Genomic DNA, 19,859 nt, shown 5'->3' with positions numbered 1-19,859 from the left:
AGGGTGTCCACCGTGCTGTGCCATCCGGGGGACGCTGTGTCCGATTTCCGCTGCGCGGCGGGCCGGACCCCCGGCCGACCTGTAGAGACCGCGAAGCGACGAGGCGAGGCTTGACTCGGTGAACGTGCTGGACATCCTGTTGCTGGTCGCCGCCGTGTGGTTCGCGATCGTCGGCTACCGCCAGGGGTTCGTCGTCGGCATCCTGTCGGTGATCGGCTTCCTGGGCGGCGGCCTGGTCGCCGTCTACGTCCTGCCGGTGATCTGGGACGCGGTGACCGACAACGCCGAGGTGGGCACCACCGCCGCGGTCGTCGCCGTGGTCGTCGTCATCGTCTGCGCCTCCGTCGGCCAGGCGCTGACCACCCACCTGGGCAACAAGCTCCGCCGGTACATCACCTGGTCCCCGGCCCGCGCCCTGGACGCCACCGGCGGCGCGCTGGTCAACGTGGTGGCGATGCTGCTGGTCGCCTGGCTGATCGGCTCCGCCCTCGCGGGCACCACCCTGCCGACGCTCGGCAAGGAGGTGCGCAACTCCAAGGTGCTGCTCGGGGTGTCCAGAGCGCTGCCCAACCAGGCCGACACCTGGTTCGCGGACTTCTCCGCGGTCCTCGCGCAGAACGGCTTCCCGCAGGTCTTCAGCCCCTTCGCCAACGAGCCGATCACCGACGTCTCGCCGCCCGACCCGGCTCTCGCGAACAGCGCGGTGGCCACCACCGCCAAGCAGTCCATCGTCAAGGTGACGGGCACCGCGCAGAGCTGCGGCAAGATCCTGGAGGGCACCGGCTTCGTCTTCGCCGACCGCCGTGTCATGACCAACGCGCACGTGGTCGGCGGCGTCGACGAGCCCACCGTCCAGATCGGCGGCGAGGGCCGCAGGTACGACGCCAAGGTCGTCCTCTACGACTGGCAGCGCGACATCGCCGTACTGGACGTGCCGGACCTGCGGGCCAAGGCCCTGAAGTTCTCCGCCCAGGACGCGGAGACGACCGACAGCGCGATCGTCGCCGGGTTCCCGGAGAACGGCTCGTACGACGTCCGGCCGGCCCGGGTGCGCGGCCGGATCACGGCCAACGGCCCGGACATCTACCACCGCGGCACCGTCCGCCGTGACGTCTACTCGCTGTACGCGACCGTCCGCCAGGGCAACTCCGGCGGCCCGCTGCTCACGCCGCAGGGCAGGGTGTACGGGGTCGTCTTCGCGAAGTCACTGGACGACGCCGACACCGGGTACGCCCTCACGGCCGACGAGATCCAGGCGGACATCGCCCGGGGCCGTACCGCGAGCCAGCAGGTGGGCACCGACAGCTGCGCCCTCTAGGAGCCCCCTCAGGGGTGCTGCGGGGCCCTTCGAGGTGTCAGCCGCGGGTATGGCGCAGACGTACCGAGACCCAGCGGGCCCGGCGGCGCAGGATGTGCGGAATCCCCACCCTGAGGTCGGTTCCCGGCAGCTGCGGGGCACCTCCCCGATGGGGGTTCAGGCCGCCTGTCGTACGGCGGTTGCGGGGTGCGTCACTGTAGTCGTGCGTCCAGCCCATACCCCGACGTCTGCCCCTGCCCCAAGGTCGATAACCTCTCGCACGCCCCTCAATCGGCCTATGCGCCGGGCATGTGGCCGTTCGTAGAACAGGTGTGCAGATCCGGATACCGGGCGCATCGGCGCGGTCACCGATCGGGTTCGGGGTCTTTCAGCCAGTTGACCAGTTCGGCGGAGAACGCGACCGGGTCCTCCTCGTGCGGGAAGTGCCCGAGCCCGTCGAACAGCCGCCAGCGGTACGGCGCTTCGACGTACTCGCCGGAGCCCGCCGCGCTGCGGGTGCGGGTCACCGGGTCCAGGGAGCCGTGCAGATGCAGCGTCGGGACGCGCACCGGGCGCTTCATCCTGCGGTTGAACTGGATGCCGTCCGGGCGTGCCAGCGAGCGCACCAGCCAGCGGTACGGCTCGATCGAGCAGTGCGCGGTGGACGGGATGCACATGGCCCGCTGGTACGTCTCCACGGCCTTGTCGTCCGGCAGCCGGGGGCCGGACCAGTCCCGGATCAGCCGGCCGACCAGCGCACCGTCGTCGGCGATGAGCTGCCGCTCGGGGATCCAGGGCCGCTGGAAGCCCCAGATGTAGGAGGCGGCGGCGGTCTGCCGGCGGTCCCGGAGCATCGCCGAGCGCCAGCGCCGCGGGTGCGGCATGGACACCACCGCGAGCCGCCGTACCAGCTTCGGGCGCATCGCGGCCGCCGTCCACGCCAGGTAGCCGCCCAGGTCGTGGCCGACCAGCGCAGCGTCCGGTTCGCCGAGGGAGCGGATCACGCCGGTGATGTCGAGCGCGAGGTTCGCCGGGTCGTAGCCGCGCGGGGTGCGGTCGCTGCCGCCGACGCCGCGCAGGTCCATGGCCACGGCCCGGAAGCCCGCGTCGGCGAGCGCGACCAGCTGGTGCCGCCAGGTCCACCAGAACTGCGGGAAGCCGTGCACCAGCATGACCAGCGGTCCGTCGCCGAGCTCGGCGATGTGGAAGCGGGCGCCGTTCGCGGCGACGTCCCGGTGCGTCCAGGGGCCCTCCAGCCGTACGGCCGAGGGAGCGGGGTCCGTCATGACGACGAGCGTCCCACAGCGGCCTCGATGGCACGCACGTCGTCCCGGGGGAGTTCCGGGCGCGGATGCGGCTTGGCGTTCTGCAGCACGCCCGCCGTCTCCTTCATCGACGCGGCCACCTTCTGCGGGCCCTGGCCCTTCCTGGCCTTCTTCGCGAACGCCACGCCGATCAGCCCGAGGACGATGGCCACCAGGACGTTCGCGAAGAAGGAGAGCAGGAAGCAGAGCGCGAGATTCCACTGGGTCCAGGTCCGAATGCCGTACGCCAGCGCGAAGTTGAGCATCGGCAGGGAGAACAGCAGCAGCACACCCGCCACCGTGAGCGCGCCGCCGCTCACCGCGCCCCGCTTGACGTCCTGCTTCAGCTGGGCCTTGGCCAGCGCGATCTCGTCGTGCACCAGCGCCGACATCTCGGCCGTGGCCGAGGCGAACAGCTGGCCGACGCTGCGTTCGGCACCGACCGGGCTGCCGTCGGGTGCGCTCATCGCGATCTCCCTCTGCGTACTTGTCATCGTCTTTTGTACCGTCTCGTCAGATCATGCCGGACGGCCGCCCTGCTCGCCTGCCCCGCCCGGCACTTCGGCAGGCGCGTCATGCCTTCGGGGCGGCCGCGGGGTGGCTGCGGGGCGGCTACTGGGCGGCTTTCTCGGCGGCGATCCGGCGGTGTTCGGCGGCCTTGCGGTCGTATATCTCCGCCATCCGCAGGTGGTACGCCGGGTCGTCCTGCTCGTAGACGTCCGGGATGCCGTCGAGGTCGTCGTCCCGCTCCTCGGCCTCGACCAGCCTGCGGTAGCGGGTGTTGCGTATCTTCAGCAGCACGGTGGCGCACAGGGCCGCGATGAGCGAGCCGGTGAGCACGGCGGCCTTGACCTCGTCGGTGAGCACGGCGTCGCCGGCGAAGGCGAGTTCGTCGATGAGCAGCGAGACGGTGAAGCCGATGCCGGCCAGCGAGGCCACCGCGAAGACGTCCGCCCATTCGAGGTCCTCGCTGAGCGAGGCCCGGGTGAAGCGGGCGGTCAGCCAGGTCCCGCCGAAGATCCCGACCGCCTTGCCCACCACCAGGCCGAGGACGACCCCGAGCGTCTCCGGCTTGGTGAAGACGTCGCCGAGCGCCCCTCCGGACACCTTCACGCCGGCGCTGAAGAGCGCGAACAGGGGCACGGCCAGCCCCGCCGACAACGGCCGCACCAGATGCTCGACGTGCTCGCCGGGGGAGTGCTGCTCGTCCTCGCGGGTGGTGCAGCGCAGCATCAGGCCCATCGCGACACCGGCGATCGTCGCGTGCACGCCGCTGTTGTACATCAGCGCCCAGATCACGACCGCGAGCGGGACGTACACGTACCAGCCGCGCACGCCCCTGCGCAGCAGCAGCCAGAAGACGGCGAGGCCGAGGACCGCGCCGCCGAGCGCGGCGAAGTCGATCCGCTCGGTGAAGAAGACCGCGATGATCAGGATCGCGAACAGGTCGTCGACGACCGCGAGGGTGAGCAGGAAGGCGCGCAGGGCGCCCGGCAGCGAGGTGCCGATCACCGCCAGCACGGCCAGCGCGAAGGCGATGTCGGTGGCCGTGGGCACCGCCCAGCCCTGCAAGGAGCCGCCGCCGGCGAGGTTGGTGAGGGCGTAGACGAGCGCCGGTACGGCCATCCCGCACAGCGCGGCGACCACCGGGAGGACGGCCGCCTTCGGATCCCGCAGGTCGCCCGCCACCAGCTCGCGCTTGAGCTCGATGCCGGCGACGAAGAAGAAGACCGCGAGCAGTCCGTCGGCGGCCCAGTGGGCGACGGAGAGGTCCAGGCCGAGGGCGCGAGGGCCGAAGTGGAAGTCGGCGACGCTCTGGTAGCTGTGGTGGAGCGCGGGGATGTTCGCCCAGACCAGCGCGGCTATCGCGGCGACGAGCAGCAGCACACCGCCGACGGTCTCGGTCCGCAGCGCGTCCGCCACGATGGTCCGCTCGGGCAGCGAGAGCCGCCCGAGGACCTTCCGGACAGGGGCGGTGCGGGGCGCGGACACGGGAACCTCCGGTCGGTGGGCAGGACAGGGCTACTTGCCGACCAGACTTCCCGGCACACCTTGAGGTCACGCTACTTTGCTTAGTTTACCTAAGGTGTGGCGGGAGTTGCCAGGTGAGTTTCACGGTAGGTGCAAAAAGGGCGCCCGGCGCGTTTCGCGCCGGGCGCCCTTCGGGCCTGCGTGGCTGTGCCGGCCGGGCCGGTCGAGGTCAGTCCTCGCTCGGCGCCGCCGGCAGCTTCGCCTGGATGAGGTCCATGACCGTGGAGTCGGTCAGCGTCGTCACGTCGCCGAGCTGGCGGTTCTCTGCGACGTCGCGCAGCAGCCGGCGCATGATCTTGCCGGAGCGGGTCTTCGGCAGCTCGGCCACCGGCAGGACCCGCTTGGGCTTGGCGATCGGGCCGAGCGTCGCGCCGACGTGGTTGCGCAGGTCGGCGATGAGGTTCTCGTCCTCGGCGTTCGCCGTGCCGCGCAGGATCACGAAGGCGACGATCGCCTGACCGGTCGTCTCGTCCGCCGCGCCGACCACGGCCGCCTCGGCGACCGACGGGTGGGACACCAGCGCCGACTCCACCTCGGTGGTCGAGATGTTGTGCCCGGAGACGAGCATGACGTCGTCCACCCGGCCGAGCAGCCAGATGTCGCCGTCGTCGTCCTTCTTCGCGCCGTCACCGGCGAAGTACTTGCCCTCGAACCGCGACCAGTACGTGTCCAGGAACCGCTGGTCGTCGCCCCAGATCGTGCGCAGCATCGACGGCCACGGCTCGGTCAGCACCAGGTAGCCGCCACCGCCGTTCGGCACCTCGTGCGCCTCGTCGTCGACGACCGTCGCCGAGATGCCGGGCAGCGGGGTCTGCGCGGAACCGGGCTTGGTCGTGGTGACGCCCGGCAGCGGCGAGATCATCATCGCGCCGGTCTCGGTCTGCCACCAGGTGTCCACGATCGGCGTCCGGTCGGCGCCGATGTGCTTGCGGTACCAGATCCACGCCTCGGGGTTGATCGGCTCGCCCACCGAACCCAGCACCCGCAGGCTGCTCAGGTCGAACTTCGCGGGGATGTCGTCGCCCCACTTCATGAACGTGCGGATCGCGGTGGGCGCCGTGTACAGGATCGTCACCCCGTACTTCTGCACGATCTCCCAGAACCGGCCCTGGTGCGGGGTGTCCGGGGTGCCCTCGTACATCACCTGCGTCGCGCCGTTGGCCAGCGGCCCGTACACGATGTACGAGTGGCCGGTCACCCAGCCGACGTCGGCCGTGCACCAGTACACGTCCGTCTCCGGCTTGAGGTCGAACACCGCCCAGTGCGTGTACGACGCCTGCGTGAGGTAGCCGCCCGAGGTGTGCAGGATGCCCTTCGGCTTACCCGTCGTACCGGACGTGTAGAGGATGAAGAGCGGGTGCTCGGCGTCGAAGGCCTCCGGCGTGTGCTCGGCCGGCTGCCGCTCGACGATCTCGTGCCACCACACGTCCCGCGCGTCGTCCCAGGCCACTTCCTGCCCGGTGCGGCGCACGACCAGCACGTGCTCGACGTTGTCCACCTTGCCGATCGCCTCGTCCACGGCCGGCTTGAGCGCGGACGGCTTGCCGCGCCGGTAGCCGCCGTCGGAGGTGATGACGACCTTGGCGTCGGCGTCCTGGATCCGGGTGGCCAGCGCGTCCGCCGAGAAGCCGCCGAAGACCACGGAGTGCGCGGCGCCGATCCGGGCGCAGGCGAGCATCGCGATCGCCGTCTCCGGGATCATCGGCATGTAGACCGCGACCCGGTCGCCCTTCTGAACTCCGAGCTCCAGCAGCGCGTTGGCCGCCCTGGAGACCTCGTCCTTCAGCTCGGCGTAGGTGATCGCGCGGCTGTCGCCGGGCTCGCCCTCGAAGTGGATGGCGACCCGGTCGCCGAGCCCGGCCTCCACATGCCGGTCCACGCAGTTGTACGCGACGTTGAGCGCGCCGTCCTTGAACCACTTGGCGAACGGCGGGTTCGACCAGTCCAGCGTCTCGGTCGGCTCCTTGGCCCAGGTCAGCCGACGGGCCTGCGCGGCCCAGAAGCCGAGCCTGTCAGCCTTGGCCTGTTCGTACGCCTCGGCCGTGACATTGGCGTTCTCGGCCAGGTCAGCGGGCGGCGCGAAGCGTCGCTCCTCCCTCAAGAGGTTGGCCAGGCTTTCGTTGCTCACGACATCTCCCTTTCGAAGGGTGTCCGTTGTGTCCCAGGCCACAGCTCATCAGACCTGGGGCCCCGGTGACAAGGGCCGCCGAATAATTGGTTTAGACCTATCGGTTCCGGCGGGGTGAGCCACGGTCGGGCGCGTCACCGTCCGCGGTGTCGTCGTCCCCCGTGTCACCCCCGTGTCACCGTCGGGCGTGCCGAGCCTGCCAGTCCAGGCCGCGGTGCGGCGCACCGGGCCCGCCCTTCCGCTCACGCCGGGCTGGCCAGCTCCTCCGTGCCGGGTACCCCCTGGAACACGCCTCCCTCTCCCGCCGCGTCCGCACCGCCCCGGCTCAGCAGATACGCCTGCGCCTCACCCACGTGGAAGTACATCCCGTGCAGCTCCAGCGCACCCGCGGCCAGCGCTCGCGCCACCGAGTCGTGCGCCCGCAGGTGCTCCAACTGCTGGACCACGTTGGTCAGGCACAGCCGCTCCACCGTGTCCGCCGCCGCCCGCCCGGCCAGCCGGGCCCCCGCTCCGCCCTCGTCGGCCAGCCGCGCCAGGCTCGGCAGCCCGTGCCGCAGCCACCGCCCGAGCGGGGTCGCCGTACCGCCGGTCCCGGAGCCGAGCAGCGCCTGCATCGCCCCGCACCCGGAGTGCCCGCACACCGTGATGGACCGCACCTTCAGCACGTCCACCGCGTACTCGATCGCGGCCGCCACCGAGTCGTCGCCGTTCTCCTCACCCGGAAGAGGGACCAGGTTCCCGACGTTGCGGACCACGAACAGGTCACCCGGACCACTGGAGGTGATCATCGAGGTGACGAGCCGGGAGTCGGCGCAGGTGAGGAAGAGCTGCGACGGCCGCTGCCCCTCGCGCGCCAGCCGGGCCAGCTCCTCCCGCACCAGGGGCGCGGTGTCGCGCTGGAACGCGCTGATCCCTCGGGCGAGTTCATGACCCGCGCCGGCCGGCCTCCCGAACCGGCGCCAGGGGCCGAGACCGGCACGCGGGCCGGGACGCGGGCCGGGACCATGACCCGTGTGCGGCTCGGCGCGGCGGCCGTGCTCCGGCCCGTGGCCGTACTCCGGTGCGCGGACGCCCACACGGCAGCCGGTCAGTTCGGCGGAGCCGCCCCGCGCGGTGTGGGCCCTGCGCCAGTCCCGCAGTGACTCGTACGCCGCGTGGTCCATGAACGAACCGTCCAGCTCCACCACGGCGTGGGCGCCTTGGGGCACGTGATGCAGGACTCTGCTGAGCCGGGGCACCGCGAGGAACGTCAGCTGTCCTCTTACGTGTACGTGATGGACTCCTTCCTTCTCTTCGTGCGTGATGCGGGTGCGGGTGAGGCGGTGCAGGGCGACGGCGACGGCCACGGAGACCCCGAGGACCACGCCCTCCAGGACGCCGAGGAGAGCCACCCCGAGCGTGGTGACGGCGTACACCAGCACTTCGCGGTGGCGGGTCACCGTACGGATGTGGTGCAGGGACACCATCTGGATGCCGACGGCCATCACCAGGGCGGCGAGCGAGGCGAGCGGGATGAGGTCCAGGACCGGGACCATCAGCAGCGCGGCGGCTACTACGAAAACGCCGTGCATCATCGTGGAGTTCCGGCTCACGGCGCCTGATTGCACATTCGCCGAGCTGCGCACCGCGACCCCCGCGATCGGCAGCCCGCCGAGCGCCCCCGAAACGATGTTGCCCGCGCCCTGACCGAGGAGCTCCCGGTCCAGGTCGGAGCGGCCGAGCCGGGACTGGGGTCCGGTGCGGCCCGCCACCAGTTTGTCCACGGCGACCGCGCCCAGCAGCGACTGCACGCTGCAGACCAGGGTGGTGGTGAGCACGGCGGCGACGAGGCCGAGCGCCGGCCCCTCGGGCAGCCCCGCCAGGGCATGGCTGCTCCAGGACGGCAGGTCGACCCGGGGCAGGGTGAGCCCGGTGAGCGAGGCGGTCGCGGTGGCACCGGCCACGGCGACCAGGGCGGCCGGGACCGTGTGCAGCAGCCGGCCCGCTCTGCCCGGGATCCGGGGCCAGCCGAACAGCAGGGCCAGGGTCAGTGCGCTCATCGCGACGGCGGCCGGGTGCAGGTTCACCAACTGGGCTGGCAGCGCCCGGACGTTGGCGAGGACCGAGCTCTGCGGGGTGCCGCCGAGGACGATGTGCAGCTGGGCGACGGCGATGGTGACACCGATGCCGGCGAGCATGCCGTGCACCACGGCCGGGCTGACGGCGAGCGCGGTCCGGGCCACGCGCAGGCAGCCCAGGCCCAGTTGGGCCAGTCCGGCGAGGACGGTGATGCCGCAGGTGGCCCGCCAGCCGTACCGGTGGATCAGGTCGGCGGTGACCACGGTGAGTCCGGCGGCGGGGCCGCTGACCTGGAGCGGGCAGCCGCCGAGCCGTCCGGCGACCAGACCGCCGACGGCCGCCGCGACCAGGCCGGCCTGGAGCGGGGCACCCGTGGCGAGGGCGATGCCGAGGGACAGCGGGAGGGCGATCAGGAACACCGCGACGGACGCGGACAGATCGGCGCCCGCGAGGGGAAGGCGGCCGCGCGTGGGTGGGGGCGGGGGCGTGGGCGGGCGCTGTGGCCGGTCAGCGCCGGTGACGGCCTTGGGAGTTGTGGCTCGGGCGAGGCCGAGGCTCTCGGGGTGGGCGGGTACGCAGGCTGATGACATGTTTCCCGTCTCCTCCGGGGCAGCGCGGTCGCGGATCTGGGCGGGATGAACCAACGTTCAGTAAACGAATCGTAATGCAAGGTAAAGGTCAAGCATGGATTTACTGCGCAAATGGGGCACCCCTTCACCTCAATGGATGAAGTGAGCAGTTCATCGGCTTGTCGTATTAATCCCTCACTCGGTCCTATGCGATCTTTGCCGCGCTGTCGGCAGATACCCGGCACATCGCCATAAAACGCCGTCACCGGCGTTCGCCGAGAGAAGGAAGAAGGTGAGCGGAATTGGCCGCCACCCAGAGGATTGCGGTCGGTGCCGTGGCCGCCGCGGCCTGTGCCGCGTCGGTCGCCGGTTGCGCGACCGGTACCAACTCCGAACAAGGGGCGTCCGGGCCGCAGAAAGGAGCGCCGGCGCCCCAGAGCGTAGTCCGTCTGATCGGCGACGGATCCACCGCGTACACCGGGGCGCAGCCGCATCTGCCCCGGCCCGAGCGGCTCAAGGCCGGTGAGAAGCCCCCGCAGTTCGTGGTGTTCTCCTGGGACGGCTCGGGCGAGGACAGCCAGAAGCTGTTCTCGCACTTCCGCAAGGTCGCCAAGGAGAACCGGGCGAACATGACGTTCTTCCTCAGCGGCGTCTACATGCTGCCCGAGGAGAAGCGTGACCTCTACCGGCCCCCGCAGCACTCGCCCGGCAGCTCCGAGATCGGCTTCAACGACGAGCAGGGCATCACCGACACGGTCAAGCAGCTACGGCTGGCCTGGCTGGAGGGCAACGAGATCGGCACCCACTTCAACGGGCACTTCTGCGGCCCCGACGGCGGGGTCGGTGAGTGGTCGGTGGCCGAGTGGAAGAGCGAGATCGCCCAGGCCAAGCAGTTCGTGAAGACCTGGAAGACCAACACCGGCATGAAGAACGCCGCACCGCTGCCCTTCGACTACGACAAGGAGCTCATCGGCGCCCGGACCCCCTGCCTGGAGGGGCAGAAGAACTTCGTGAAGGCGGCGAGCCGACTGGGCTTCCGCTACGACACCAGTGGCGTCAACGACCAGGTCTGGCCCAAGAAGCGGGAAGGGCTGTGGGACCTGTCGATGCAGCTCGTCCCCTTCCCCGGCCACACCTACGAGCAGCTGACCATGGACTACAACTTCATGGTCAACCAGTCCGGAACGTCGACCCAGGGCGACCCCGACAAGTACGACTACTGGGGCGACCAGATGCGCGACGGGCTGCTCCAGGGCTTCAACCGGGCCTACAACGGCAACCGCGCACCGCTCGTCATCGGCAACCACTTCGAGTCCTGGAACGGCGGCACCTACATGCGCGCCCTCGACGAGGTCGTCGCCGACGTCTGCAACAAGCCCGAGGTGCGCTGTGTCTCCTTCCGCCAGCTGGCCGACTGGCTGGACGCCCAGGACCCGCAGGTCCTGGCGAGGCTGCGCACCCTGAACGTGGGCGAGGCGCCGCGGCTGGGCTGGGAGTCCTTCCTGTCCGGCCGCCCCGCCCCGGCACCGAAGGGGGTGCCCGGGGCGCCGGCCGTCAAGCAGTAGGCGCGGAGACCGGGGCCGGCCACCCGTCAGGCAGGGGTGGCCACTCCCTCGCCGAGCACGAAGCCGGGGTCGATCTGCGCCGCCAGGTCGGCTCCGGTGCGCTCGTTCCCCCAGGACAGGGCGTTCTTCAGGTGGAAGTGGACCATCTGCCGGGTGTAGCGCTCCCAGTCCCGCAGCTCGTACGTCGCGTCGGTGGCCACCTTGAGGGCGCGCAGGGCGCGGGAGTTGGGGGTCTCCAGGAGGTCGAACCGGGGCGGCCGGCCCTTCTCCATGGCGCGCACCCAGTCCGAGTGCCCGACCGTGACCAGCAGGTCGTCCCCGACCTCCGAGCGCAGGAAGTCGATGTCCTCCGGCCCCTGCACCTTGTTGCCCACGACCTTCAGGACGACGCCGAAGTCCCGGGCGTACTCCTTGTACTGGCGGTAGACGGAGACCCCCTTCCGGGTCGGCTCGGCGACGAGGAACGTGATGTCGAAGCGGGTGAACATGCCGGAGGCGAAGGAGTCCGAGCCCGCCGTCATGTCCACCACGACGTACTCGTCGGGGCCGTCGGCGAGGTGGTTCAGGAACAGCTCCACCGCTCCCGTCTTGGAGTGGTAGCAGGAGACCCCCAGGTCGGCGTCCGTGAAGGGCCCGGTGACCATCAAACGGACGGCGCCGCCGTCGAGTTCCACCGGACGTGCGCAGGCGTCGTACACCGGATTGGGCTCCCGCACCCGGACCAGTCGCGAACCCTCGCCGGGCGGGGTGGTCTTGATCATGGTCGCGGCGGAGGCGATGCGCGGGTTGTGGCCGCGCAGGTAGTCCTTGATCAGGGAGAGCCGCTCGCCCATCGCGGGCAGTGCCTCCGCCTCCGCCTCGTCGAGGCCGAGCGCGGGGCCCAGGTGCTGGTTGATGTCGGCGTCGACGGCGACGACCGGCGCACCGGCGGCCGCGAGGTGGCGGATGAACAGGGAGGAGAGCGTGGTCTTGCCGCTGCCGCCCTTTCCGACGAAAGCAATTTTCATGTTCACGAAGGGTAGTCGGGTGATAGCTGTACGTGTCACGTGAAGTGAAGAAGACCACTCCTTCGTGGAGTCCCCGGGCGGGGTGCGTAGTGTCGTACTCATGAGTACGACTGGTGCGACCGCTGATCCGCTCGCGGCCCTGGGCTCGCTGTCCGGGGTGGCCGAGTCCGTGGAGTCCGTGCGCAAGGCCGTGGACCGGGTCTACGGGCACCGGGTCATGCGGCGCCGCAGCAACGCCGTCACCTCGGAGGCCGCGCTGCGGGCCGCCCGGGGCAGCGCCGCGCTCTCCGGCGCCGACTGGGCGCTGGAGGAGGTGCGGCGGCGCTCCGACTTCGGTGTGGACGACGACGCGCGCGTCGTCGGCGCGGCCCTGCGGCTGACCGCGGAGGCGGGCCAGCTGCTGTCCATCTGGCGGCAGTCGCCGCTGCGGGTGCTGGCCCGCCTGCACCTGGTGGCGGCCGCGACGGGCGACGAGCAGGTCGGCCGGCCGCGGCGGGCCGGCGAGGGCGTCGACGAGCCGCTGGTGGAACTGGAACTGCCCGACGCCGACGAGGTGTCGGGGCGCCTGGAGGGGCTCTCCGAACTGATCGTCGCGGGGAGCGAGGCGCCCGCGCTGGTGACGGCCGCCGTGGTGCACGGCGAACTGCTCGCGCTGCGGCCCTTCACCTCGTGCAACGGGCTGGTCGCCCGCGCGGCCGAGCGGATCGTGCTGATCGCCAGCGGCCTCGACCCCAAGGCGATCTGCCCCGCCGAGGTCGGCCACGCCGAACTGGGCCGCGCCTCCTATCTGGCGGCCCTGGACGGCTATGTGTCCGGCACTCCGGAAGGGATGGCGGCCTGGATCGCACACTGCGGGCGCGCGGTCGAACTCGGCGTGCGCGAGTCGACGGCGGTGTGCGAGGCGCTGCAGCGCGGGGCGGCGTAGGGCGGGGCGGCGCGGGGCCCGGGCGCAAGGCCGGGCGAGGCTCCGGAAAAGGGTTGCGGCGGTACGAGTTCTCGTACCGCCGCTGGCATGCTCGCCGGGTTACCAAGCGTCCTCGATATGTCGCCCATCAGGTCGGGTGCTTTGCCCGTCACCTGGTGCGGCTGGCCCGTAATCGACGGGTCGACGTCGCGTGGGTGCCCAGTGTCCATGCTCGGTCCGTGGGGCCAAATGCGTTTTAAAGGTGATCCTCTCGGATGTCCTTTGGTCTCGCGGGCCGCTAACCCCTTTGTACTGCAAGCCCGGAGCAAGCGGAACCCCTGCCTGCAGTTCTTTACTTTTGGGTTCAAAGACTCCCTAAAGGGGCGCCGACAGGCCGAACGGGTGAATGGGGCCGGGGAGCCGGGAGGGCCGGGAGGGCCGGGAGGGCCGGGAGGGCCGGGAGGGCCGGGAGGGCCGGGAGGGCCGGAGTGGCCGGTTCAGGCGACCGTGCTCCGGCGCCGGCTCGCGTACCAGACCAGGCCCGCGGTGGCGGCGGCCGCTCCTATGGCCGCCGCGGCGACCAGGGCCGGGCGCGGGGGCGCGGAGATCCGCTGCTTGAGCCGTACCGGCCGGTGGAAGTCCAGGATCGGCCAGCCGCGGGCGAGGGCCTCGCGGCGCAGCGTGCGGTCCGGGTTCACGGCGTGCGGATGCCCGACGGCCTGGAGCATCGGCAGGTCGGTCGCCGAGTCGCTGTAGGCGTAGCAGCGGTCCAGGTCGTACCCCTCGGAGGCGGCCAGCTCCCGGACGGCCTCGGCCTTGGTCGGCCCGTACGCGTAGTACTCCACCTCGCCGGTGTAGCAGCCGTCGTCGCCGACGACCATGCGGGTGGCCACCACCCGGTCGGCGCCGAGCAGTTCGCCGATCGGCTCGACCACCTCGGCGCCCGAGGTGGAGACGATGACGACGTCCCGGCCTGCCTTGTGGTGCTCCTCGATGAGGGAGGCGGCCTCGTCGTAGATGATCGGGTCGATCAGGTCGTGCAGGGTCTCGGCGACGATCTCCTTGACCTGCTGGACATTCCAGCCACGGACGAGGCCGGACAGGTACGCGCGGGTGCGCTCCATCTGGTCGTGGTCCATACCGCCGACCAGGAACACGAACTGGGAGTACGCGTTGCGCAGCGCCGCCCTGCGGTTGATCAGACCGCCTTGGTAGAACGACTTGCTGAAGGTGAGCGTGCTCGACTTCGCAATGACCGTCTTGTCCAGGTCAAAGAAGGCCGCTGTGCGGGGCAAGGAGTGGCTTTCCACGCCCCCGAGCATAGGCGCCCACCATTCGGCGTAAGGTGTGGCGCGTGGGTTTGCCTGAGAGGGCTCTCGGGTACACCATGGAAGTCACGGATCGTTCGCGACCGTGCTAACCCGGTCCGGCTCCTCCCCCCCCGAGTCGGCCGTGGAGACGACCCCCACTCTCCCCCCCGGTGGGGGTCGTCGCATGTCCGGGTGGGTTTTTCTCCTCTCTCGCGGGCCGTGAGGCCGTGGTCGGGCGGCTTCGGCCGCCCCTTTCGCATGCCCATGATCCGTCACGGTGGGTAGTCGCAGCGCTGCGCTGTGGAAGTCGCACGGAGCCCGGAACGGGCCTCACCGGTATGGGTGACGGCGATATTCACAGCCGTCGAGTTGTCCACAGTTTCGGACCAAGATCCACACGATTTCCGGGTTCGCTGCACCGTGATTCCAGCGCGCTCCGGCGGCGGCGAGTTCATGGCCGGTTCCGTTTGTCGGGCGCCAATGGCCGGTTTCTGTCGGCCGTGCATAAGGAGCCGCTTGCCGGTTCTTCGCACGTTTGGGAATCGCGTGGCCGCAGGGGCCACGCGGGAGAACGCAGCCAAGGGGGAAGCTCACGTGGCCGGAACTGTCACCCACGACCCGCCGTCCGCCGCCTCGGGACGGCCCGGACGCCCGATGATCGTCACCGAGGACGCCGAACTCCTCGACGACCTGCTGCGCCTGTGCGCCGCGGCCGGCGCCAAACCGGAGGTCCACCACGGCCCTCCGGAACGCGGCGGCGGCTGGGAGTCCGCCCCGCTCGTCCTGGTCGGCGACGACGCCGCACGGCGGGTCCGCGGAGCCACGCGCCGGCGCGGGGTGGTCCTGGTGGGCCTCGACCAGGACGACCCCGACGTCTGGAAACGGGCCGTGGAGATCGGCGCGGACCACGTCCTGATGCTGCCCGACGGCGAGCAGTGGCTCGTGGACCGGATCGCCGACGTCGTCGAGGGCGTGGGCCGCCCGGCCCTCACCGTCGGCGTCATCGGCGGCCGGGGCGGGGCCGGTGCCTCCACGCTTGCCTGCGCGCTCGCCGTCACCTCCGCGAGGGAGGGACTGCGCACCCTGCTCGTGGACGCGGATCCGCTGGGTGGCGGAATCGACGTACTCCTCGGCGGCGAGACCGCCGAGGGCCTGCGCTGGCCCGCCTTCGCCGCCTCGCGCGGCCGGCTCGGCAGCGGCGCCCTGGAGGAGTCGCTGCCCGAACTGCACTCGCTGCGGATCCTCAGCTGGGACCGCGGCGACTGCGTGGCGATCCCGCCGCCCGCCGTCCGCGCGGTGCTCGCCGCCGCCCGGCGGCGCGGCGGCACGGTCGTCGTCGACCTGCCGCGCCGCCTGGACGACGGGGTCGCCGAGGTCCTCACCCAGCTCGACCTGGCCGTCCTGGTGGTCCCCGCCGAACTCCGCGCCGTCGCCGCGGCCGGCCGGGTGGCCGCCACCGTCGGCATGGTCGTGCGCGACCTCAGGGTGGCGGTACGGGGGCCGTACGCGCCGGGCCTCGACGACCGCGAGGTGGCCCGGCTGCTCGGCCTGCCGCTGGCCGGCGAGGTACCCGCCGAACCCGGCCTGTCCCGCCCGAACCGGAAACCGCCCGGGTCCGCCGCACGCGGACCGCTGGCCCGCTTCTGCAAGGGCTTCTGGGAGCGCACGCTGGTCGAGGCCGGCGGTGTCGCATGAGGCCCGGCACCGCGGGCACCGACGGCCCGGCCCTCCTCGACGGAGTACGGCGCTGGCTCGCCGAGAGCGGCGCCGAACCGACACCCGCGCGGGTGGCACAGGCACTGCGCGCCCAGGGACGGGTCCTCGGCGACACCGAGGTCCTCGGCGCGGCCGAGCGCCTGCGCTCCGAACTGGTCGGCAGCGGCCCCCTGGAGCCCCTGCTCGCCGACCCCGCGGTCACCGACGTCCTGGTGACCGCCCCGGACCGGGTCTGGGTGGACCGCGGCGGCGGCCTCGAACTGACCGGCGTCGCCTTCCCGGACGCGGCGGCGGTACGGCGCCTCGCGCAGCGGCTGGCCGCGGTGGCCGGCCGGCGCCTGGACGACGCGCGTCCCTGGGCGGACGCCCGGCTGCCCGACGGCACCCGCCTGCACGCGGTCCTGCCTCCGGTGGCCGTCGGCTGCACCTGCCTGTCCCTGCGGGTGGTCCGTCCGCGGGCGTTCACCCTCGACGAACTGGTCGCGGCCGGGACCGTGCCCCCGGGCGGCGACCGGATCCTGCGGGCCCTCCTCGCGGCCCGGCTGTCCTTCCTGGTCAGCGGTGGTACCGGCACAGGAAAGACGACCCTCCTGAGTACCCTGCTCGGTCTCGTCGGCCCGGGCGAGCGGATCGTGCTCGCCGAGGACTCGGCGGAGCTCAGGCCCGAACACCCGCATGTCGTACGGCTGGAGACCAGACCCGCCAACCAGGAGGGCGCCGGCCTGGTCACCCTGGAGGACCTGGTCCGGCAGGCCCTGCGGATGCGGCCCGACCGGCTCGTCGTCGGCGAGGTCCGCGGGCCCGAGGTGGTCGACCTGCTGGCCGCGCTCAACACCGGCCACGAGGGCGGCTGCGGCACCGTGCACGCCAACGCGGCCGCGGACGTACCGGCCCGCCTGGAGGCACTCGGCACGGCCGCCGGGCTCGACCGGGCCGCCCTGCACAGCCAGCTCGCTGCCGCGCTGTCGGTGGTGCTGCACCTGGTCCGGGACCGTGCGGGCCGGCGGCGGATCGCCGAGGTGCACGTCCTGGAGCGGGACCCCTCCGGACTGGTGCGAACGGTGCCGGCACTGCGCTGGGACGCGGCGGAGTTCGCGCGGGAGCAGGGGTGGGAGCGGCTGCGGGGGCTGCTGCGGAGCGACGCGGCCTGCCTGTGAGTTCCGCCCGGTCCGAAGTGACCTCAGTGATCCGTGAGTTGAAAGAGATCCGTGAGTTGAAAGCCATTTATGGGTTGAAAGGGGCGTGTGTGATGGGTGAGACGACGGTCGGCGCGGCCGTGGTGTGCGGCGGGGTCCTGGCCTGGCTGCTGGCCGAACGGCAGCGTGAGGTACGGCGGACGCGGCTGCTGCTCGCCGGTGGTGGGGCGGTGACCACCGGGCCGCCCTCCTGGGAGCAGGCGCTCGGGGAACTACGGCGGCTGCACGGCCGTTGGCGGGGTGAGTGGTGGGCCCTGGCCGTCGGTGTCGCGCTCGCGCTTCTCGCCGCCTCGGTCCTTCCGGTCCTCGCGGGAGCGGCCGGGGTGCCGGTGCTGCGCCGGGTACGGCTGGCCCGACGGGCGCGGCGGACCCGGCAGGCGCGCGCCGACGCGGTGATCGCGCTGTGCGGGGCGCTCGCCGGCGAGGTGCGTGCGGGACGCCAGCCGGGTGAGGCGCTGTTGCGGGCCGCTCAGGACTCCGGCGGGCTCGGTGAGGCCCGGCCGGCCGTGGTGGCGGCGGCCCGCTTCGGCGGGGACGTGCCGGAGGCGCTGGCGCTGGCGGCGCGGCAGCCCGGTGCCGAGGGCCTGCTGGGGCTCGCGGCCTGCTGGCGGGTGGCGGTCGACCAGGGCGCCGGACTCGCGGCCGGTCTCGACCGCCTGGACGCCGCCCTGCGTGCCGAACGCGACCAACGCGCCGACCTGCGCGCCCAGTTGTCGGGAGCCCGGGCCACCGCGGTGATGCTCGCCGCGCTGCCCGCCCTCGGCCTCCTGCTCGGCTCGGCCATGGGCGCCGACCCGCTGCACGTGCTGCTGCACACCGGGGCGGGCCTGGGCTGCCTGGTCGCCGGTGCGGTGTTCGAGGGCGCCGGGATGTGGTGGGCGGTCCGGATCGTGCGGGGAGCCGAGGCGGCATGAGCGCGGAGGTTGTCCACAGGCTGGGGGTGACGGTCGCCGTGCTGGCGGTCCTGGGCTGGTCGGCATGGCGGCTGGAGCGGGCCAGGCACAGGCGCTGGGCCCGGCGCAAGGTGGCCGAACTGCTCGGCCTGGAGAGGCCGGCGCAGGCGGAGAAGCAGTCCGCCGTCGGCGATGCCGTCCGCAGGTGGCTGCCGGTCGTCGGGGTGGTGTGCGGCGGCTGGGTGCTGGTCGGCGGGGTCGTCGGGGTGCTGCTGGGGCTGGCCGCGGCGGTGGGGTTGTGGCAGTGGCGGAGCCGGGCGGGCGGCACGGACCGGACGGTCGAGGCGGAGGCGGCCGAGGCCGCGCGTCAACTCCCGCTCGCCGCCGACCTCCTGGCGGCCTGCATCGCCGCGGGGGCCGGTCCGGTGGTCGCCGCCCAGGCCGTCGGAGAGGCCCTCGGCGGGCCTGTCGGGGAGGGGCTGGCGCGGGGCGCGGCGGAGGTGCGACTGGGCGGCGAACCGGCGGCAGCCTGGCGGCGGTTGGCCGGACTGCCGGGGGCCGCCGCCCTGGCCCGGCTGCTGGAGCGCGCGGACGAGTCGGGGATGCCGGCGGCCGCGCCCGTCGCCCGGCTCGCCTCGGACGCCCGGGCCGAGTGGGCAAGGAGCGCGACCACGCGGGCACGACGGGCGGCCGTGCTGATCTCGGCGCCGGTGGGGCTGTGCTTCCTGCCCGCGTTCATCGCGGTCGGTGTGCTGCCCGTGGTGATCGGACTCGCGGGCGGGGTGCTGCGAGGGGGTGGTGGATGAAGGGCGCGATAGCGGGCCGCCGACGGGAAACGAAGTCAAATCCAAGCGAGTTCAAGCGAGTTCGAGAGAGTTCAAGGGAGTCGAAATGCGTGAGATGTGCTGGAAGATGTGGAAGCTGACGCGCAGGGACGCGGGAATGGTCACCTCCGAGTACGCGATGGGGATCATCGCCGCCGTCGGGTTCGCGGCGGTCCTCTACGCGGTCGTGACGAGCGGGCAGGTCAGCGCGGAGCTCCAGGCCATCGTGAAACGAGCCCTCAGTGCGCGGATGTGAGCGGGGGCGCGGGGCGGACCGGGGGTTCGTGACCGCGGAGGCGGCCGTGGTGCTGCCGGTGCTGGTGGCGTTCACGATGGCGCTGGTGTGGGGGCTGCTCGTGGTGGCCGCCCAGATCAGGTGCGTGGACGCCGCCCGCACCGGGGCGCGGGCCGCGGCGCGGCAGGACGCCGAGGACGCGGTGATCGCGGTGACGAAGGAGGCGGCGCCGGACGGGGCGGCGGTGACGGTCGGCCGGGAGGGTGACGTGGTGCGGGTGACGGTGGTGGCGAGGCCGCCGGTGCTCGGCGCGTTGCCGTTCGAGGTGCGGGAGTCGGCGGTGGCACTCGCGGAGGGGCCGTGAGGGGGCGTGCGGTGGTCGTTCGGCTGCGGCTGCGTGGGGGCTGGTCGCGCAGTTCCCCGCGCCCCTTCGGGGCGCGTTGCAGCGGGGCTCGTGATCAAGGCTCAGCCACCGTCTGGAGCGTCGGAGCGATTGCCGTGCTGTGCGTGGTGTTCGGGGTCGTGCTGGGGCTGGGGCAGGCCGTGGTCGTCCGGCATCGGGCGGCGGGTGGCGCCGACATGGCCGCCCTCGCCGCGGCGGACCACTGGGCCGAGGGCACGGCAGCGGCCTGCGCCCTGGCGGACCGCGTGGCACGGGCTCAGGACACGCGGCTGACGCGGTGTGTGATCGTCGGTGACGTCTCGGATGTCCTGGCGGCCTCGGGCGGCGGGCCGTTCACGGCAGAGGTCCGGGCCAGAGCCGGCCCTGTCGCAACGCGCCCCTGACAACGCGCCCCGAAGGGGCGCGGGGAACTGCGCGAC

17 protein-coding genes and 1 pseudogene are annotated in these 19,859 nt (G+C 72.3%); 10 read left to right on the top strand and 8 right to left on the bottom strand.

The genetic code is table 11. From position 1 onward, the window contains the following. Positions 1–118 precede the first annotated feature (118 nt). Positions 119–1,318 (top strand): MarP family serine protease, encoded by a 1,200-nt coding sequence (locus tag ACFZB3_RS26385; RefSeq protein ID WP_391379174.1) that lies wholly within the window; start codon positions 119–121, stop codon positions 1,316–1,318. A gap of 37 nt (positions 1,319–1,355) precedes the next feature. Here ACFZB3_RS26385 and ACFZB3_RS26380 read toward each other — a convergent pair whose 3' ends face one another. The 6 genes and pseudogenes from ACFZB3_RS26380 to ACFZB3_RS26355 form a co-directional block, all read right to left on the bottom strand. Continuing rightward, positions 1,356–1,535 (bottom strand): hypothetical protein, encoded by a 180-nt coding sequence (locus tag ACFZB3_RS26380; protein ID WP_391379172.1) that lies wholly within the window; start codon positions 1,533–1,535, stop codon positions 1,356–1,358. Between the two features lie 127 nt (positions 1,536–1,662). Further along, a complete protein-coding gene (locus ACFZB3_RS26375) occupies positions 1,663–2,583 on the bottom strand; it encodes an alpha/beta fold hydrolase (RefSeq protein WP_391379170.1) in 921 nt (306 codons plus the stop codon). After that, the gene (locus ACFZB3_RS26370) at positions 2,580–3,068 is read right to left on the bottom strand and encodes a phage holin family protein (RefSeq protein ID WP_391379168.1); all 489 of its coding nucleotides are present in this window, start codon (positions 3,066–3,068) and stop codon (positions 2,580–2,582) included. Before ACFZB3_RS26370 ends, ACFZB3_RS26375 begins: the two co-directional genes overlap by 4 nt. Before the next feature lie 51 nt (positions 3,069–3,119). After that, a pseudogene (gene nhaA, locus ACFZB3_RS26365) lies at positions 3,120–4,593 on the bottom strand (Na+/H+ antiporter NhaA). Positions 4,594–4,801: 208 nt separating this feature from the next. Further along, positions 4,802–6,760 carry an acetate--CoA ligase gene (gene acs / locus ACFZB3_RS26360; protein ID WP_391379166.1) on the bottom strand — a complete coding sequence of 653 codons (1,959 nt, stop codon included), beginning with the start codon at positions 6,758–6,760 and terminating at the stop codon, positions 4,802–4,804. A 242-nt stretch (positions 6,761–7,002) separates the two neighbouring features. Then, positions 7,003–9,408, bottom strand: coding sequence for a SulP family inorganic anion transporter (locus ACFZB3_RS26355; protein ID WP_391379163.1), 2,406 nt, complete (start codon positions 9,406–9,408; stop codon positions 7,003–7,005). Between the two features lie 281 nt (positions 9,409–9,689). Here ACFZB3_RS26355 and ACFZB3_RS26350 point away from each other — a divergent pair, with 281 nt between their 5' ends. After that, positions 9,690–10,952 (top strand): hypothetical protein, encoded by a 1,263-nt coding sequence (locus tag ACFZB3_RS26350; protein ID WP_391379162.1) that lies wholly within the window; start codon positions 9,690–9,692, stop codon positions 10,950–10,952. A gap of 26 nt (positions 10,953–10,978) precedes the next feature. On the opposite strand, the gene ACFZB3_RS26345 is transcribed toward ACFZB3_RS26350, so the two are convergent. After that, positions 10,979–11,959: an ATP-binding protein gene (locus tag ACFZB3_RS26345; RefSeq protein WP_391379160.1), complete on the bottom strand. Its 981-nt coding sequence runs from the start codon at positions 11,957–11,959 to the stop codon at positions 10,979–10,981. Between the two features lie 100 nt (positions 11,960–12,059). Here ACFZB3_RS26345 and ACFZB3_RS26340 point away from each other — a divergent pair, with 100 nt between their 5' ends. Then, positions 12,060–12,884: an oxidoreductase gene (locus tag ACFZB3_RS26340; protein WP_391379158.1), complete on the top strand. Its 825-nt coding sequence runs from the start codon at positions 12,060–12,062 to the stop codon at positions 12,882–12,884. Positions 12,885–13,360: 476 nt separating this feature from the next. Here ACFZB3_RS26340 and ACFZB3_RS26335 read toward each other — a convergent pair whose 3' ends face one another. Next, positions 13,361–14,185, bottom strand: coding sequence for an HAD-IB family hydrolase (locus ACFZB3_RS26335; protein WP_391379156.1), 825 nt, complete (start codon positions 14,183–14,185; stop codon positions 13,361–13,363). A 582-nt stretch (positions 14,186–14,767) separates the two neighbouring features. Here ACFZB3_RS26335 and ssd point away from each other — a divergent pair. From ssd to ACFZB3_RS26300, 7 genes are all read left to right on the top strand, one after another. Beyond that, positions 14,768–15,868, top strand: coding sequence for a septum site-determining protein Ssd (gene ssd / locus ACFZB3_RS26330; RefSeq protein WP_391379154.1), 1,101 nt, complete (start codon positions 14,768–14,770; stop codon positions 15,866–15,868). Next, entirely contained in the window at positions 15,865–17,046 is a 1,182-nt protein-coding gene (locus tag ACFZB3_RS26325; RefSeq protein WP_391379152.1) for a TadA family conjugal transfer-associated ATPase, read from the top strand. Before ssd ends, ACFZB3_RS26325 begins: the two co-directional genes overlap by 4 nt. Before the next feature lie 92 nt (positions 17,047–17,138). Next, positions 17,139–17,999: a type II secretion system F family protein gene (locus tag ACFZB3_RS26320; protein WP_391379151.1), complete on the top strand. Its 861-nt coding sequence runs from the start codon at positions 17,139–17,141 to the stop codon at positions 17,997–17,999. Then, entirely contained in the window at positions 17,996–18,784 is a 789-nt protein-coding gene (locus ACFZB3_RS26315; RefSeq protein ID WP_391379149.1) for a type II secretion system F family protein, read from the top strand. The genes ACFZB3_RS26320 and ACFZB3_RS26315 overlap by 4 nt, the downstream gene beginning before the upstream one ends. An 85-nt stretch (positions 18,785–18,869) precedes the next feature. Beyond that, the gene (locus tag ACFZB3_RS26310; RefSeq protein ID WP_391379147.1) at positions 18,870–19,058 is read left to right on the top strand and encodes a DUF4244 domain-containing protein; all 189 of its coding nucleotides are present in this window, start codon (positions 18,870–18,872) and stop codon (positions 19,056–19,058) included. 28 nt (positions 19,059–19,086) lie between these two features. After that, the gene (locus ACFZB3_RS26305) at positions 19,087–19,401 is read left to right on the top strand and encodes a TadE family type IV pilus minor pilin (RefSeq protein WP_391379145.1); all 315 of its coding nucleotides are present in this window, start codon (positions 19,087–19,089) and stop codon (positions 19,399–19,401) included. Positions 19,402–19,529: 128 nt separating this feature from the next. After that, entirely contained in the window at positions 19,530–19,823 is a 294-nt protein-coding gene (locus ACFZB3_RS26300) for an Rv3654c family TadE-like protein (protein ID WP_391379787.1), read from the top strand. The last annotated feature ends 36 nt before the right edge of the window (positions 19,824–19,859 follow it).

The sequence above is a fragment of the Streptomyces sp. NPDC008092 genome (assembly GCF_042957285.1).
Classification (GTDB): domain Bacteria; phylum Actinomycetota; class Actinomycetes; order Streptomycetales; family Streptomycetaceae; genus Streptomyces.
Note: the sequence above shows the minus strand (reverse complement) of the source record. Positions and strands in the feature narration are given on the sequence as shown.

What these genes read in the sequence shown, in the direction of transcription:
- ACFZB3_RS26380 (WP_391379172.1), bottom strand. Translation starts at nt 1,535, where the DNA reads ATGGGCTGGACGCACGACTACAGTGACGCACCCCGCAACCGCCGTACG.
- ACFZB3_RS26375 (WP_391379170.1), bottom strand. Translation starts at nt 2,583, where the DNA reads ATGACGGACCCCGCTCCCTCGGCCGTACGGCTGGAGGGCCCCTGGACG.
- ACFZB3_RS26370 (WP_391379168.1), bottom strand. Translation starts at nt 3,068, where the DNA reads ATGAGCGCACCCGACGGCAGCCCGGTCGGTGCCGAACGCAGCGTCGGC.
- ACFZB3_RS26355 (WP_391379163.1), bottom strand. Translation starts at nt 9,408, where the DNA reads ATGTCATCAGCCTGCGTACCCGCCCACCCCGAGAGCCTCGGCCTCGCC.
- ACFZB3_RS26345 (WP_391379160.1), bottom strand. Translation starts at nt 11,959, where the DNA reads ATGAAAATTGCTTTCGTCGGAAAGGGCGGCAGCGGCAAGACCACGCTC.
- ACFZB3_RS26340 (WP_391379158.1), top strand. Translation starts at nt 12,060, where the DNA reads ATGAGTACGACTGGTGCGACCGCTGATCCGCTCGCGGCCCTGGGCTCG.
- ACFZB3_RS26335 (WP_391379156.1), bottom strand. Translation starts at nt 14,185, where the DNA reads ATGCTCGGGGGCGTGGAAAGCCACTCCTTGCCCCGCACAGCGGCCTTC.
- ACFZB3_RS26325 (WP_391379152.1), top strand. Translation starts at nt 15,865, where the DNA reads ATGAGGCCCGGCACCGCGGGCACCGACGGCCCGGCCCTCCTCGACGGA.
- ACFZB3_RS26320 (WP_391379151.1), top strand. Translation starts at nt 17,139, where the DNA reads ATGGGTGAGACGACGGTCGGCGCGGCCGTGGTGTGCGGCGGGGTCCTG.
- ACFZB3_RS26315 (WP_391379149.1), top strand. Translation starts at nt 17,996, where the DNA reads ATGAGCGCGGAGGTTGTCCACAGGCTGGGGGTGACGGTCGCCGTGCTG.
- ACFZB3_RS26310 (WP_391379147.1), top strand. Translation starts at nt 18,870, where the DNA reads ATGCGTGAGATGTGCTGGAAGATGTGGAAGCTGACGCGCAGGGACGCG.